Annotated in this window: 19 protein-coding genes; 10 read left to right on the forward strand and 9 right to left on the reverse strand. The window is 65.2% G+C overall.

The genetic code is table 11. The features are described 5' to 3' along the window. Positions 1–90: 90 nt before the first annotated feature. The 3 genes from NY1_RS08640 (at position 91) to NY1_RS08650 (ending at position 1,703) form a co-directional block, all read left to right on the forward strand. On the forward strand, positions 91–564 hold the full coding sequence (locus tag NY1_RS08640; RefSeq protein WP_233434256.1) for a MarR family winged helix-turn-helix transcriptional regulator: 474 nt from the start codon (positions 91–93) through the stop codon (positions 562–564). A 35-nt stretch (positions 565–599) separates the two neighbouring features. Then, positions 600–1,019: a RidA family protein gene (locus tag NY1_RS08645; protein WP_067710265.1), complete on the forward strand. Its 420-nt coding sequence runs from the start codon at positions 600–602 to the stop codon at positions 1,017–1,019. Positions 1,020–1,301: 282 nt separating this feature from the next. Continuing rightward, complete coding sequence (locus NY1_RS08650) at positions 1,302–1,703, forward strand: hypothetical protein (protein ID WP_169815319.1); 402 nt, start codon at positions 1,302–1,304, stop codon at positions 1,701–1,703. A gap of 175 nt (positions 1,704–1,878) precedes the next feature. Here the strand turns inward: NY1_RS08650 and NY1_RS08655 are convergent, their stop codons facing one another. Together NY1_RS08655 and NY1_RS08660 are read right to left on the reverse strand one after the other, a co-directional pair. Further along, a complete protein-coding gene (locus tag NY1_RS08655; protein ID WP_067710268.1) occupies positions 1,879–2,085 on the reverse strand; it encodes a DUF397 domain-containing protein in 207 nt (68 codons plus the stop codon). Continuing rightward, a complete protein-coding gene (locus tag NY1_RS08660; protein WP_067710270.1) occupies positions 2,082–2,957 on the reverse strand; it encodes a helix-turn-helix domain-containing protein in 876 nt (291 codons plus the stop codon). Before NY1_RS08660 ends, NY1_RS08655 begins: the two co-directional genes overlap by 4 nt. A gap of 432 nt (positions 2,958–3,389) precedes the next feature. On the opposite strand from NY1_RS08660, the gene NY1_RS41835 reads away from it, so the two are divergent. Next, positions 3,390–3,617 (forward strand): hypothetical protein, encoded by a 228-nt coding sequence (locus NY1_RS41835; RefSeq protein ID WP_084534781.1) that lies wholly within the window; start codon positions 3,390–3,392, stop codon positions 3,615–3,617. Positions 3,618–3,917: 300 nt separating this feature from the next. Here NY1_RS41835 and NY1_RS08670 read toward each other — a convergent pair whose 3' ends face one another. Further along, the gene (locus NY1_RS08670; protein ID WP_067710273.1) at positions 3,918–4,565 is read right to left on the reverse strand and encodes a TetR/AcrR family transcriptional regulator; all 648 of its coding nucleotides are present in this window, start codon (positions 4,563–4,565) and stop codon (positions 3,918–3,920) included. A 129-nt stretch (positions 4,566–4,694) separates the two neighbouring features. Here NY1_RS08670 and NY1_RS08675 point away from each other — a divergent pair, with 129 nt between their 5' ends. Together NY1_RS08675 and NY1_RS08680 are read left to right on the forward strand one after the other, a co-directional pair. Next, positions 4,695–5,267 (forward strand): dihydrofolate reductase family protein, encoded by a 573-nt coding sequence (locus tag NY1_RS08675; protein ID WP_067710275.1) that lies wholly within the window; start codon positions 4,695–4,697, stop codon positions 5,265–5,267. 53 nt (positions 5,268–5,320) lie between these two features. After that, the gene (locus tag NY1_RS08680; protein WP_067710277.1) at positions 5,321–5,746 is read left to right on the forward strand and encodes a DoxX family protein; all 426 of its coding nucleotides are present in this window, start codon (positions 5,321–5,323) and stop codon (positions 5,744–5,746) included. A gap of 115 nt (positions 5,747–5,861) precedes the next feature. On the opposite strand, the gene NY1_RS08685 is transcribed toward NY1_RS08680, so the two are convergent. Both NY1_RS08685 and NY1_RS43605 read right to left on the reverse strand, forming a co-directional pair. Then, positions 5,862–6,356, reverse strand: a complete 495-nt coding sequence (locus NY1_RS08685; RefSeq protein ID WP_169815320.1) for a DUF4189 domain-containing protein — start codon at positions 6,354–6,356, stop codon at positions 5,862–5,864. Between the two features lie 206 nt (positions 6,357–6,562). Then, complete coding sequence (locus NY1_RS43605) at positions 6,563–6,937, reverse strand: DUF732 domain-containing protein (RefSeq protein ID WP_067710281.1); 375 nt, start codon at positions 6,935–6,937, stop codon at positions 6,563–6,565. A 282-nt stretch (positions 6,938–7,219) separates the two neighbouring features. Between NY1_RS43605 and NY1_RS43610 the strand changes: the two genes are divergently transcribed. From NY1_RS43610 to NY1_RS08705, 3 genes are all read left to right on the forward strand, one after another. After that, positions 7,220–7,456 (forward strand): hypothetical protein, encoded by a 237-nt coding sequence (locus tag NY1_RS43610; protein WP_169815321.1) that lies wholly within the window; start codon positions 7,220–7,222, stop codon positions 7,454–7,456. A 115-nt stretch (positions 7,457–7,571) separates the two neighbouring features. Beyond that, positions 7,572–8,120: a DUF6301 family protein gene (locus tag NY1_RS08700; RefSeq protein WP_067710285.1), complete on the forward strand. Its 549-nt coding sequence runs from the start codon at positions 7,572–7,574 to the stop codon at positions 8,118–8,120. 82 nt (positions 8,121–8,202) lie between these two features. Then, complete coding sequence (locus NY1_RS08705) at positions 8,203–8,568, forward strand: Imm32 family immunity protein (RefSeq protein WP_169815322.1); 366 nt, start codon at positions 8,203–8,205, stop codon at positions 8,566–8,568. Here the strand turns inward: NY1_RS08705 and NY1_RS42695 are convergent. Continuing rightward, positions 8,527–9,045: a hypothetical protein gene (locus NY1_RS42695; protein WP_157762122.1), complete on the reverse strand. Its 519-nt coding sequence runs from the start codon at positions 9,043–9,045 to the stop codon at positions 8,527–8,529. The two genes, NY1_RS08705 and NY1_RS42695, sit on opposite strands and share 42 nt — an antisense overlap. A gap of 184 nt (positions 9,046–9,229) precedes the next feature. On the opposite strand from NY1_RS42695, the gene NY1_RS08715 reads away from it, so the two are divergent. After that, entirely contained in the window at positions 9,230–9,673 is a 444-nt protein-coding gene (locus NY1_RS08715) for a hypothetical protein (RefSeq protein ID WP_157762123.1), read from the forward strand. Here NY1_RS08715 and NY1_RS08720 read toward each other — a convergent pair. The 3 genes from NY1_RS08720 to atzF all read right to left on the reverse strand — a co-directional run bounded on the left by NY1_RS08720 (position 9,670) and on the right by atzF (position 13,409). Then, entirely contained in the window at positions 9,670–11,160 is a 1,491-nt protein-coding gene (locus NY1_RS08720; protein WP_067710291.1) for an amidase, read from the reverse strand. The two genes, NY1_RS08715 and NY1_RS08720, sit on opposite strands and share 4 nt — an antisense overlap. A 131-nt stretch (positions 11,161–11,291) precedes the next feature. Then, the gene (locus NY1_RS08725) at positions 11,292–11,690 is read right to left on the reverse strand and encodes a DUF4870 domain-containing protein (RefSeq protein WP_067710293.1); all 399 of its coding nucleotides are present in this window, start codon (positions 11,688–11,690) and stop codon (positions 11,292–11,294) included. A gap of 84 nt (positions 11,691–11,774) precedes the next feature. Next, positions 11,775–13,409: an allophanate hydrolase gene (atzF, locus tag NY1_RS08730; protein WP_084534784.1), complete on the reverse strand. Its 1,635-nt coding sequence runs from the start codon at positions 13,407–13,409 to the stop codon at positions 11,775–11,777. Positions 13,410–13,441 lie beyond the last annotated feature (32 nt).

Below are 13,441 nucleotides of genomic sequence, written 5' to 3' on the forward strand. Positions count from 1 at the left end.
CTGTGCGGAATATTGCGTTGTCAACAATCTACAAGAATTGTTCCGCGTGTCAACTATCCGCACTGAAAGTTCATGGTTTACGCTGGTCAGGTGGACACCAAACAGCTCTTCGACGACCCTCGCCTGACCGCGGTAGGCCTCCTCTACGAGGCACACGACGGCATCCTCGCCAGAATCGAGTCCACCTGGAAAGGCAACGGACTCTCCGGCCTCGACCTGAACGCCCTCATGCGCCTGACCCGTTCTCCCGGCCGCAAACTCCGTATGACCGACCTGGCGAACCAGACCAACCTCTCCACCAGCGGCGTCACCCGCCTGGTGGATCGCCTGGAACGCAACGGTTTCGTACGCCGCGAACCCGACCCCGCCGACCGCCGCAGCTCCTATGCCGTCCTCACCGCCGCCGGCGCCACCCGCGTAGCGCGCGTCCTCCCCGCCTACCTGGACGGCGTGGACAAATGGTTCACCAGCCTGCTCACCCCCGCCCAGCTCGCGGACCTGGTGGCCAGCCTCCGCATCATCCGCGACGCCACCCATCCCGAAGCCGCGCAGGTAACGCAATAGCCCACCCTGTCGGTCGACCTGCCTACGCTGCCCCCATGAGCCTCGTAACCCACATCAACCCCGAATCCCTACCCGCCAGCCCGGCTTTCAGCCAGGCGGTCCGGGTGTCGTCGGCCGCCGACACCATCTACGTGGGCGGCCAGAACGGCATCGACGCGTCGGGCCAACTGGTGGGCCCGACCCTCAAAGAACAATCCCGCCAAGCCCTCACCAACGTCCGAGCCTGCCTCCTGGCAGCCGGCGCCGACCTCGAGAACATCGTCAAATGGACCATGTTCGTAGCCGACGGCGAGCCGGTCCGCGACGGCTACGAGGCCTTCCTCGAGATCTGGGGCGCCCGCACCGCCCCGCCTCCCGCCATCACCGTCCTCACCGTCGCCGCCTTCGCCCGCCCCGGCGTGCTCTGCGAAATCGAGGCCATCGCAGCGGTTCCCGCTACCTCGCCGCAGGGCTGAACCGGTCACCGACCTGGCGAACCAGACCAAGACAAATGGGTTCACCAGTCTGCTCACCCCCGACCAGCTGGAAGACCTGGTGACCAGTCTGCGCATCATCCGCGACGCCACCCACCCCGAAGCCGCCCAGGTGACGAAATAACCGATATGCCGGCAACCGCGCCGGAGGCCCGGGTCTCGTATCGGCGGGCACCCGTCGAGCTCTCCTCGCGGTGCTGCCGGACGATCGAGTACATTTGCTGCCGCGCGCTGTGTTCGGCGCGCGTTATCGAATGGGGAGTTATGTTGGTACGAAACGTTTTCCGGGTGGGAGTACTGGCGGCGGCGCTGGTGTCTTCGGGGATCTCCGGTGCGGGAACAGGATTCGCCGGCACGGGTAGCGCGTCCGCGCCGCAGCCGCCGACGATCACCCTCATGCCGGCCGGCGTGATCCATGTCGATGCGCCCGCGGACGGTTCGGCCTGGACATGCAAAGGCATGAGTCTCCTCCCGCTGGTCAATCTGTCGGCCAATGTGGCCAAGCAGCAGGCATCGACCGGCTCCGCGATGCTGGACTCGGTGCCCTGGCAAGCCTCCGTCGATCTCCATTTCCCGGCCAACTCGACGGTGCTGTGGGAATGCGACAGTGCCGGATCCGGCAAGACCACCTACAAATCCGAGGCAGTCCTGCAGACCCTGCCCTGACGCGCGGGTAGCGCAGCGGCGTCGGTGCTCCTGCTCAGGCTGCTCGCATGAGCCTTATCGGTTACATCAATCCTGAATCGTTGCCGAGCAGTTCGACCCGGATCACCCGATGGGATCCGGGTAGTAAGGGAACCATCGGATCCCAGGACCGGCAACCCGATGCCGCAGACGAGCCCTAGATATCGAATGCCCCCACGCGAAGGCTGTCTACGAAGACATCCCACGACGCCGCTCGAAACACCAGGATTGGGCTCTCCTCACCGAGCTTCGAGTCCCGCACACCCACCGAGCCGCCGGGTAAATGCGCTGTCTCCACGCATTCGCCGCTGCCATGACTCCGAGTGCTCTTGAACCAGTGGGCTGACGTCAGATCGGTGTTCACTGGGTGTGCTCCTCGGCTATCGACAAAATGAGCTGTCTGCTCGCCTCCGCGTCCAACGCTACCCGGCTGATCTCCGTGTAGGCATCGCGATAGCGCTTCACTTCGGCTTCCTGTTCCAGATACAGGTCCCCTGCGAAACCCTCCACATAGACGACCGGGGGTTCTTGGATCCCGGTTGCCGGCAGCTTCGGAAACTCCAGCAGGACAAAGGATCCGACCAGAGAACCAGGATGCGTTCTCGCGTTGAACGGTACGACCCGCACCGAAGCGTCCGGCCGGCAGCCGATGTCGGCGAGCCGGCGGAGTTGGTCCGCCATCACCGCCGGTCCGCCGACCTCATCTCGCAATACGGTTTCGAACAGCAGTGCCTCGATGGCGAAACCCGTTTCCTCCAGTCGGTTCTGGCGACGCATCGCAACCGTGATCCGTTTTTCGACCTGTTCGGGCGGCAGGTTCGGCGACTCCAGCCAGATGACCGCCCGTCGATACTCCGGCGTCTGAAGCAGGCCGGGAACCAGCGTGACCTTCCAAGTGGCAAGCTTGCGTGCGGCGCTCTCCAAACCCATGTAATGGTCGAATCCCGAGCGCAATTCGTCCGTGTACGCGCGCCACCAATTCTTCTGGGCAGAGGCGAGCTCCTGGGCCAAACCGATCAATACCCGCCGCTCGTCATCGCTCAGGCCGTAAGCGTCGGCAAAAGCATTGATCCATAGCTGAGGCACCTTCGACTTCAGCCCGTCTTCCATGCGACCCAGGGTCTGCTGTGAGGTCTCGACGATCTGGGCGGCCGCATAGGCGGTCATCCCAGCTCGTCTGCGGTATTGGGCCAACATCCGGCCGAGTGCTCTGCTCACCAGGGTGGAACCAGCCATTGCCTAGCCTCGCTATCGAACGGGCTGAATTCTGGAAGTATCCGCCCTGAAAGTTTGGCACCTTCACGTTGATTTCGACAAGACGGAACTTCCAAGCCGCTCTTACGCGGAGTAGACCGGAAGTTGGCTTCGATAAACGGAATTCGATCAGACAAGCAGCCGAAATGTCCGCTATGTCGCCACTGTCGAATTCCAACTCCGATCATCGAACACCAGCAGCCATTGGAGGTTTTCGCGATGCTCGACCTTCCGCCCGTCAGCCACACCGCCGTCCCGGCAAATACGCTGACGCTCTCACGCGCTCACCGAATCATGCAGCAGCACAAGCATTGTCCCGTCTCGGTATGCCCCGCCAAAGCCCAAGCACGCGGTGTCCTGATCGAATCCGGGCGCCTCGTGCCGGCCGACACCCCTCACGTCGGGAGTTGACCGATGGGCGACAATCCGTGCTTCCACCAGATGCCAGACCATCCCGTCTTGAATCTCGCTGTGGCACAACATGCTCTCGACCGTCACCGCGACTGCCCGGACGACTGCGAAGTCAAGCGCTACTTCACCAAGCTCGTGCCCTACCTGCAGCGCGGCAGCACTACCTGGAATATCTGGGCGCCCCGCACCGGCGATCACCCAGATCCCGAAACCCGAAGGCGCGAACAATGATCGGAGAACTCATCTGCGCAACCTCCGGAGTCCTGGCCGGTCTGCTGCTAGGCGCAACCATGCCTCCGATGCGCCGCCCCTGCCACGAGGCACGAGCCAACAGCCGACCCGGTCACAGCGTCGCCGAGATTCGCGCGCGAATCGAAAGAGAGGCCCGCAACCGCGTTCAGCGCGGCCGCAGCATCCCCCACAACGTCGTCCCATTCGCGAGCACGAGTTCCTGAGTCGTACGGAACCCTCCGTGCTCCGCGGCTACTCTGAGCGAGCTACTCAATCTCGCGCACCACGCGGCTCCATTGTTCATATCCCGCGGTCGAGCATCTCCACCAATCTGGTTGTGAGGTCGTCGAGTTGGGCTGGTTCGAGGAAACGCAGCGGGCCGTCGACGGCGAGGTAGGCCAGTCCGTGCACGGTGGGCCAGGCGAGAAACTCTGCGCCGGGGCGGTTTTCGGGTGATAGGAGGCCGGCTTCGACCAGGCCGTCGAGGGATTCGGTGAGCAGTTCGATCGCCGATCGTCCGGTGGGTCCGGCGGCAGCGGGTTCGGCGACGGCGGAGACATCGTGCTGGGTCGCGAACGCCGTGCGGAACAGGCCGGGTTCCTCGCGGGCGAAGCGGATGTAGCCGATTCCGACGGCGTGGAATCGGGCTCGTGCGGCGGCGGCCGGATCGCCGGTGCCGGCAATCGCCTCCTGCTCGGCGACCATGGTCGCCGCGAGCCGTGCCAGTGCGTACCGCGCCACGGCCTGCACCAACGCTTCGCGATCCTTGAAATGGGTGTAGGCGGCGTTCGGGGCGACACTGGCCCGCCGCGCCGCTTCGCGCAGCACGATCGCCTGCGGTCCGCCGCCCTCCCGCGCCATCGCCACTCCCGCTTCGAGCAGTGCCTCGCGTAACGCGCCGTGCCGGTACGTACTTCGGCGCGCCTGCTGCGCCGCACTCTCGCTCATGTAGTGCCTCTTCCCTGGTCAAGCCATTTTCTGGACGACGTTCAGATTATAACTGGACACCGTCCAGAAAGTCTGTGTATCTTCTCTTCTGTACAGCGTCCAGATCGAATTCAACCCACAGGACATCCGATGCGCACCCTGATCAGCTCGGCCTTCATCTCCCTCGACGGTGTCGTCGAAGCGCCCGGTGGCGAGCCCGGCTACCGCAATTCCGGCTGGACCTTCAAGCACACCGAGTTCATCCCCGACGCCTTCGAGATCAAGGGACGTGAACAGCGGGAAGCGACCGCGATCCTGATGGGCCGGGTCAGCTACGAGGCATTCAGCCCGGTCTGGCCGGACATGGCGGAGTTCGCCGACTACAAGTCGATGCCCAAGTACGTCGTCTCCACGACGCTGGCCGACGAGGATCTGGTCACGAACTGGGGCGAGACCACGATCCTGCGTTCCATCGAGCAGGTCGCCGCCCTCAAGGAGACCAAGGGCGGACCGATCATCATCCACGGCAGCGCTGCCCTGAACCAGGACCTGTCCGACGCCGGGCTGATCGACCGCTACCACCTAGTGGTGTTCCCGCTGCTGCTCGGCGCGGGCAAGCGCATGTTCTCCGCCACCGACAAGGACACCCGGAAGCTCCAGCTCGTCCAATCCCAGGCCTATGCAAACGGCTTGCAGCTCAACATCTTCGACGTCGTGCACTGATTACCTGAAAGCACTGCCAGCCCGGCGCGACCGACCCGACCAAGGAACAAGAAATGACCGCCATCACCGCCCCCGCGACCACCGTCACCGCCCCCGGCAAGATCCGCCACCGCGTCCTGTGGACCCTGCAGATCGTGCTCGGCCTGTTCTTCATCATCGCCTCCGGCGGGCCCAAGCTCGTCATCCCGCACACGCTGATGGAAACCAACGCCACCGCCTTCTCGATCCCGTTGGCGCTGCTGGTCTTCATCGGGGTCGCCGAGGTAGCCGGCGGCGTCGGGCTCATGGTGCCCCGCCTGGCGTCACCCGCCGCAATCGGCTTGGCGATCGTCACCTTCCTGGCCGCCGGCTTCAACCTCTTCCTGACCGGCACCCCTGGACTGGCTCCATTCCCGCTGGCGCTGACCGCGATCTTCGCCTGGATCGCTTACGAGCGCCGGGATTCGATCACCACACTGCGCACGCCGTTCAATCGATGACCCACGCACGCCCCTCGGCTACCGGCGACACCCAGCCGCCGGTAGCCGCGTAGTGCGTTACCGGGACGGGTCCGGTTGGTCGAGTCCGCCGAAACTGCAAGGGCGGCAAAAAGTTTCAGCCGGCGTTCGAGGTGCAGATGGTGTCGAGGACCGACAGCGGTGCGACGACTCGAGCGAGACCGAGATTGAAAAGGAGACTGGTAGGGAAGCCCAGGCCCCGGTTTCCCAAGTCCAGGGCAGCATTTTCCGCCGCAGTGGCGGTTGGGCCACGACCCGTGTAGTAGACCGGCTCCACAGCATTCGACCATGCTGTCCAGGTGTCGTATTCGACTACCGAGCCGCACTCGTTGTGGACTCGGGCGAAAACGGTGCAGCGGTCGACGGTGCACCCGGCGAGAGCAGCGGCGTCCGCGGCGGCCTGCGACGGATAGTCCACCGCCACAACAACACCGGTGTGGTGCTCCCACGGGGTGCCGGGGGTTTTCTGCTGGTAGATAGCGATCGCGCCATACAGATCACCGGCCGCCTGCGCCGTCCCGCTCCCCGCGACCACCAGCGCACCCGCAATCGGAAGCACCGCGACCAGCGCGGCCCTGCCCAACAACGACATGAACCCAACCCCTGAGACGAACGGCACCGACCGATAGATCATTGCCGCCCTTGCACCGGGTGTCCAGCTCGCACGCAACAAATTTCGGATCATGACCGTGCGTCGTACGCGTTGGTGCGACCGCAATTCGGGGTCATTCGGTTTTCGTCACGCGAGTCGGCGGGGATGCGGCGAGTGTTTCGGGTCGGGCCGGCCATGCCCCGGCATCAGCCAGGGCAATAGGCAGTCTCGGCGGCGTTTACGAAGGCCATCGCCGAGTCGAACTCGCCCGGAGCCTCGCTGATGAGTTCGGCCAGTTTGGGCTTCGACAGGCCACTCGCGAGCAGATTGCAGACCGCATGGCCACCCTCGGAAATGGTCGGGAAATCCGAGAGGATGCCGGAAAACGCCTCAATGCCATCCCGCTGGATAAGCAGGAACCCGAAATGCGCGTCCTGTATCGGGCCGTAGTTGTGGGGTCCCGCGACCGGCTGAAGCTCTGCCGCGGGCGATGCCGAGGCGGGGACGGCGAACAAAACGGCAGCACCCGCGGCGGCGAGCCCGGTAGCGATTTTCGAGACGAGCAAAGCGATTCCAATCATGGGACAACTGCGCGACCTGATGGCCGCCACGACGATCGTAAATGAGGTCGCCGAACTCCGCCGGACGCCAATTCGCGCTACTTCACGTGGATCCCACGTGGTGGGTATCGACAGCCAGAGTGCTGCGATGACCGCTTGAACCCGCTGGCATGAGCGCATACTGAACCGACCCGAGTTCACCTGGGTCTGTTCATTTTTCGCGGGTCCATACTGGACGGGTCGCCCGGCGCGGTATGCGGCAGTTCCGGACGTTTGGAAATGAGCGGGGCTAGGGTCGATCACATGGGCCTTCTCCTGACGCTCGTTGCGCTGGCCGCAGTGCTGATGGGGTGCTGGTGGATGTTCCGGAATATCCGCCGTCGGCAGCGACGTGGCGAGCTGACCAACGCGCCACCGCGGACGTACGGGGATCTGATGCTCCCGGGGTACGACCTGACCGAGAGTCGGGCCGCCGAGAACTACATCGAACAGATCGACAAGGAGGACCGGCCTCCAGGGTTTCGGCTCAGAGACAAGTGACCTCACCCGCCTTGTAGGCGGCATTTGAGTGCGGTTCTGGATTGACACATGCATTCGCAGCAGATGATCTTGTACGAAGGCTTGTCGATCCATCCGCGTGTCCCTGGGGAGAACCATGACGATGTCCGCCGATCTCCACGGCGCTGTGCGGATCGCTCGTATTGCAGCGGAGTTCGATTGGACCTGGACGAGGCGAGATGTTCGCCGCCTCTGCGAGGTCACCGGCTGGCGCGAGGTGAGCCGCAGCGATCTGCTGGTGTCGTTGGAGACCGACCTCGATGTCCCCGAACCGGTCTCGTATGTCTTCACCGGTCTGCATCGCGTTCCCGCGCTGAGGAAAGCCGGTCAGGATATCGAGTTCATCTCCGCCTATGTCGCGACCAGCCCCGTGGGGGCGCAACCACCTGCTGATGCTGAAGTGGCAGAACACTATTCGAGAGTTCGCGATTCACTTGCTGCTGGACTCGGCTCGCCGACATGGCACACGAGCGGACTGGAGATCGAGACCGCCTGGGAACTACCTCAGGTCGTGATCAGCCTGACGCCCCTGACCGGGGCGGTCAATCTGGTGTTCAACGGTCCGCTGTATCAACGGTGGCTGGACCAGCTTCGGGACGATCAGGATGAGGAAGATCAGAACGGGTGGGACGAGGACGACGAGTAGAGCCGCCAGCTGGACACCCTCCATTCGGCAGAATAGTGCGTTTGATGGGTGAAACTGGCTGCGCTGTTGTCATAGGAGAGGTTTGCGGGTCGAGGAGTTCAGTGACGGGATGGTCGACATCAGTGGTGCCGCTTCGGAATTCGTGGAGCTTGCTGCCGTGGTGGTCAGGGGGGAGGGGAGAGTCGAGACCGAGGAGCTTGTTGCTGTCGAGGTTCGTTCGGATGCTGGTCCAGGGGTTCTGATCAGGGTCGATGAGTCGCGGCGGGTGTTGGTGGTGGTGGGCGATCGGGAAAGTCGTGTGCTGCTGGCGGAGGACCTTCGTGAGGTGGGGGCCATGACCGTGGGCGGACACCAGCACATCGAGTACTTCCCGCAGTTCGGCTACCTGCGGGAAGGCTCGGCCCCCTTAGTGCTCAACAGCCCGCATGGGGGAATGCCGCGTTCGTAGCTCCGACCCTCGAACATGGCAGTAGACGCGGACGAGCACGGTGTCGTCCGGTAAGGAATCCAGGTAGTTTTCGATGTCGGTGGGTGGGGGCGGGGGGTTGGATTCGTTGTCCTTATAGCGGTGGGTGCCGTTCGGCTCGATCCACCATCCGTCGAGGGTGAGGATGTCGGGGTGGGAGAGGTTGTGGGTGGGGATGTTGAGGAGGGACTTGGGGCCGCCTGCGCATTCTCGGGGGGTGGGGATCAGGGTGATGCCGAATTGGTTGGGGGCGTCGTGGATCAGGCGGGGGTCGTTTTCGTGGCCGGGGCGGACGTAGAAGCCGGCTGCTGGTTCGGCGGGGCGGGTTTGCCAGGTGGTCCACATGTTTTGGTGGGGGAAGCCTTGGTGGCGGTCGAAAGGGGCCAGGGCTTGGGCGATCGCGGTTTTCAGGTCGGCGAGTGCGTCGGGTGGTAGGCAGATCGTCACCCAGGGTTGCATCGAATATCCTTCCGGCCGATCCTGTTCCGCGCGGACCGGCGCAGACCGGATGGTTCGTATAGCCTCCTGCTGGTTCGATTATGCAGCGAGGGTTTGGGTAGTGGAGATGGCGAGTAGCGACGTCGAATTGGCGGCTCGGTGGTGGCAGTGGGCTATGTCCGTGCCGAATGCCAAGAATCCGGTGGTGGACGAGACGGGGGAGTTCGCCGCGATCGATCAGCCGGCGGATGTGTGGTTTCTGGCGGGGACTTTCGGTGGGCGGGCCGAGCGGCGGTGCACGGTGCCGCATGGGCGGCCGATTTTCTTTCCGGCATTCAATATGTTCCAGAAGGTTCCGGACGGATTCTTCGCGCGGGGCGAAGTGCCGGTTGCGCCCGCGGCTACCGGTCATGCCGCTCTCAACGGCGTTTCGCTGCCCGTGCGAGTGGTGAACAACAGCAAGGCATTTCGGGTCACGGCGGCGGCAGGCGGACCCTTCGGTGAAGCCGGGCGGTTCAAGGCCAAGGCCTGGGGGCTTTGGGTCCGCCTCGATGACCTCGCCCCGGGCGATTACGTCCTCACCTTCGGTGGCGAGTACGAGCCCGGCGGCTTCTGGGTCGAAGTCACCTACCAGTTGGAGATCCGTTAGCCCGCAACCGCTCCGGGGCCCTGACGGCCGGAATCGACGGTCGGGGTTCGAAAGCCGCCGATCCGCTGTTCGAGCAGTTCGGCCAGACGCAATGGGGTGCGGTCTTCGAACATCGGGCCGATGAGCTGGACGCCCACCGGCAAACCTTCGGGAGACGAACCGGTGGGGATGGCGGTGCTGGGCAGGCCGGGCATGGTGGCAAGGCCCGCCCAGACGAGCTGGTCGAAGTACGGGTAGTCGTTGCCGTCGATGGTGATTCGGCGTTCCGGCAGGTTGGGGTCGTGATCGTGCGGGAAGGCGGGGGTGGGGGTGATCGGGCAGAGGACGGCGTCGAATTCGGTGAACAGGCGCCGCCAGGCGTGGCGGTGGAGTTCGCGGCGGTTGGCGGCTTCCAGCCAGTCGCGGTGGGTGAGGACCATGCCCCGCACCAGTGCGGCGCCGAGACTTTGGTCCGCCGGGTTCAAGGCGGCGGCCTGGGCTTGCAGTTGCTCGTAGGCGTCGACGGGGAAGCGGGCGGAGTTGCCGGAGAAGAGGAAGAGTCGGTAAAGCGCTGCGGCTTCGGCCAAGTCGGGCAGGTGGGGGCTGTGTCGTTCGACGCGGGCGCCGCTGTCGGCGAGCGCGTCGGCGACACGGTTCACGGCTGTCCGCACCGCGGATCCGGTGGGGATGAACGGGTGGTCTTCGATGACCAGGACTCGGAAATCGGAGAGCCGTTCGTGGCGGGCGGGCGGGAGCGTCACCCGGTACGCCATGCCGTGGGTCAGCGGGTCCGGTCCGGCCATGACGTCGAGCAGGAGGGTGAGATCGCGCGCGGTACGCGCCATCGGGCCGACGACGGCCAGGTCGAGATCGGTGGGAAGAGCCGGAGCGGGCGGCGCGACCATGCCGCGCGTGGCAGCCAGCCCGACCGTCGGTTTGTGCGCGTAGATCCCGCAGAAATGAGCGGGCGTGCGAAGCGAACCCGCGAGATCCGAGCCGATGGACAGCGCACCGAACCCGGATGCCAAGGCCGCCGCCGACCCGCCAGATGACCCGCCCGAGGTACGAGCGTGATCCCACGGGTTGTTGGTGACGCCGTAGATCTCGTTGAAGCTCTGGATATCCTGCAGCCCCAACGGCACATTCGTCTTGCCGAGGATCACCGCACCGGCCGCCTTCAACCGCGACACCTGCACCGCGTCCTGCTCCGGCACGAAGTCCCGATGCTCCGGCATGCCCCAGGTCGTAGGCAGCCCGGCCATGTTGTACGACTCCTTGACCGTCACCGGAATACCGAGCAGCGGCCGATCCTCACCCCGCGCCAGCGCCGCATCGGCCTCCCGCGCCGCCGCTCGCGCCCGATCGAAGTCCGGCACACAGATCGCATTGATCTCCTTGTCCTCGCGCTCGATGCGGGCGATCGCCTCGTCGGTCAACTCCACCGACGTCACCGCACCCGCACGCAAAGCAGTCGAAAGTTCCTCGGCCGAATCAAAGCTGCGTTCCATGAATTCGACGGTATTAGGTCCCCGACCAGGGCATAAAATGCAATTTTGCACAATGGGCCGCGGCGCGACAGCCGACGTGAACGACCCACGGCCCGAGCGAAACTCGGGCCGTGGGTTTTTCGAGTGTGTGGTTACTTGACCGAGTCGGCCAGCTGATCGGCATAGGGGGCGATGAACTTTCCGACGATGGGAAGCGGGGCGCGGACACCGCCGGTGTTGTTGGCCTGCACCATCGCCATGATCCAGACGACGAGGGTCAGGAGCCCGAGGACGAGTCCGGCGAGGCTGAAGATGATCCCGAGGGCGCCGAGGAAGGACCCCAGGATGCTCAGGACGATATTCAGCACCGACACGGCGCCGAAGAACACAACCGATTGCGCGGCGTGGAATTTCACGTCCGGGTCGTTCTTGCCGATGAACAAGAAGATGATGCCGGTGACCCAGCCGAAGGCATAGGACAGAATGGCGCTCGTCTTCTTGTTCAAACCGGTGGACTGCGGGTGGTCGGCGGGAGGCTGAGAAAATGTCATGCCGTAAGTAGACGTCGGCACCCGCCCCCTACCGATCCCAACTTTCGGGCGAACACGCAGGTCGCGGGCGATCACCCGAAACCGTCAGCCGACCGCGCCCGCAGCTAGTGCGGCCCGCCAGCCACCGTATTCGCTTATGTCCTTGGCGGATTGGGCGGCCGCGCCGGCGCAGCTGAAGCCGATGTGCCAAGTGTGGTCGGCGAGTTCGATGCTGCCGAGTTGCATGGGGGAGGGGAGTGAGGCGAGGAAGTGGCCCAGGGCGGCGGGGGAGAGGAGCCAGCGTTCCCCGGCAATGGGGACGCCGGATTCGCCTTCGGGGACACGGGTTACGGCGGGTTTGGGTGGGGTGGTGTCGAGAGCTGCCAGGCGGTAGTGGGGGCTGGTTCGGACCGGGCCGGACCAGCGGGCCCCGAGGGTGATGAGCTGGTGTTCGAGGGGTTGGCCGCGCAGGTGGGCGCCGAAGACGATGAGTTCTTGGGGGTCACACACTTCGAGTGGCCAGGCGGGTTCGGCGCCGGGGGTGCCGGTGATGAGGGCGGCTACGTCGTAGGCGACCGCGTCTTCGAAGGCGCGGGCCAGGACGGTGACGCCGAAGTGGGCGTCCTCGACCTGCCCGGCGGGGACAGCCACGGCGCAGAGGTCGAAGAGGTTGCAGAAGTTGGTGTAGGTACCGAGTTTCGAGTTTTCGCCGATGGGGTCGGCGGCGATTTCAGCGATGGTCGGATGGCCGGGGACGGTGGGGGTGAGCAGGACGTCGGCGCCCGCCAGAGCGGACATGGCGGCGCTGCGCAGGCGGTCGAGTTCGGCTTGGTCGGACACCAAGCGATGGGCGGGAACGTCACGGGCAGCGCTGATGATCGCGCCGACGGTGGGGTCCACGGCATCGGGATGCGAATCCACGAATTCACCCACGGCAGAGTATCTTTCGGCCACCAGGGCCCCATCGTAAAGGAGCCGGGCGGCGGCCAGGAACGGCGCCGGATCGATCTCCACGATGCGCGCCCCGGCCTCCCGCAGCTCGGCGACGGTGCGATCGAATGCACTGCGCCACTGCGGATCCAGATCCGGGAGCGAGTCGAAGATCGCGACCACCGGATTCGGCGGCGCCGCCAGTCGGACATCCGCGGGGAAGGGCCGGGCGGCCGCGCCGGCGGCCATTGCCGCCATGGCCCGGTTCGCCGTCCCGAGATCGGCGGCGAAGATGGTCACGCAGTCGTAGGAGCGGCAGGCGGGCACCACGCCGTCGGTGGATACCACCCCGAGCGTGGGTTTGATGCCGACGATGCCGTGCAGAGCGGCCGGAACCCGCCCCGAGCCGGCGGTATCGGTGCCGATGGCAAAATCCACCTCACCGCTCGCCACGGCCACGGCGGAACCCGAACTCGAACCGCCGGAGACGTACCCGGGCCGAACGGCGTTCTCCACCACGCCGTACGGGGAACGAGTGCCGACCAACCCGGTGGCGAACTGGTCCAGGTTCGTCTTGCCCGCCACCACCGCACCGGCGGCACGCAGCGCCGCGACGGCTGCCGCGTCTTGCACCGGCGTGTAAGCGAATTCGGGGCATCCCGCCGTGGTCGGGAGGCCCGCGACGTCCACATTGTCCTTGACCGCGAGACGCAGACCGGCGAGCGGTCCGGTGGCGCCGGCGGTTTCGGCGCTGATCTCGCTGTCGGAGCGGCGGTGGATCCACACTGTCATGTGCGTGCCCTTCGGTATTCGGCCCCGGTGCGCCGTTTCCGGCGCGGGCG

Origin of the sequence: Nocardia yamanashiensis NBRC 100130, assembly GCF_001613325.1 — a bacterium.
Classification (GTDB): domain Bacteria; phylum Actinomycetota; class Actinomycetes; order Mycobacteriales; family Mycobacteriaceae; genus Nocardia; species Nocardia yamanashiensis.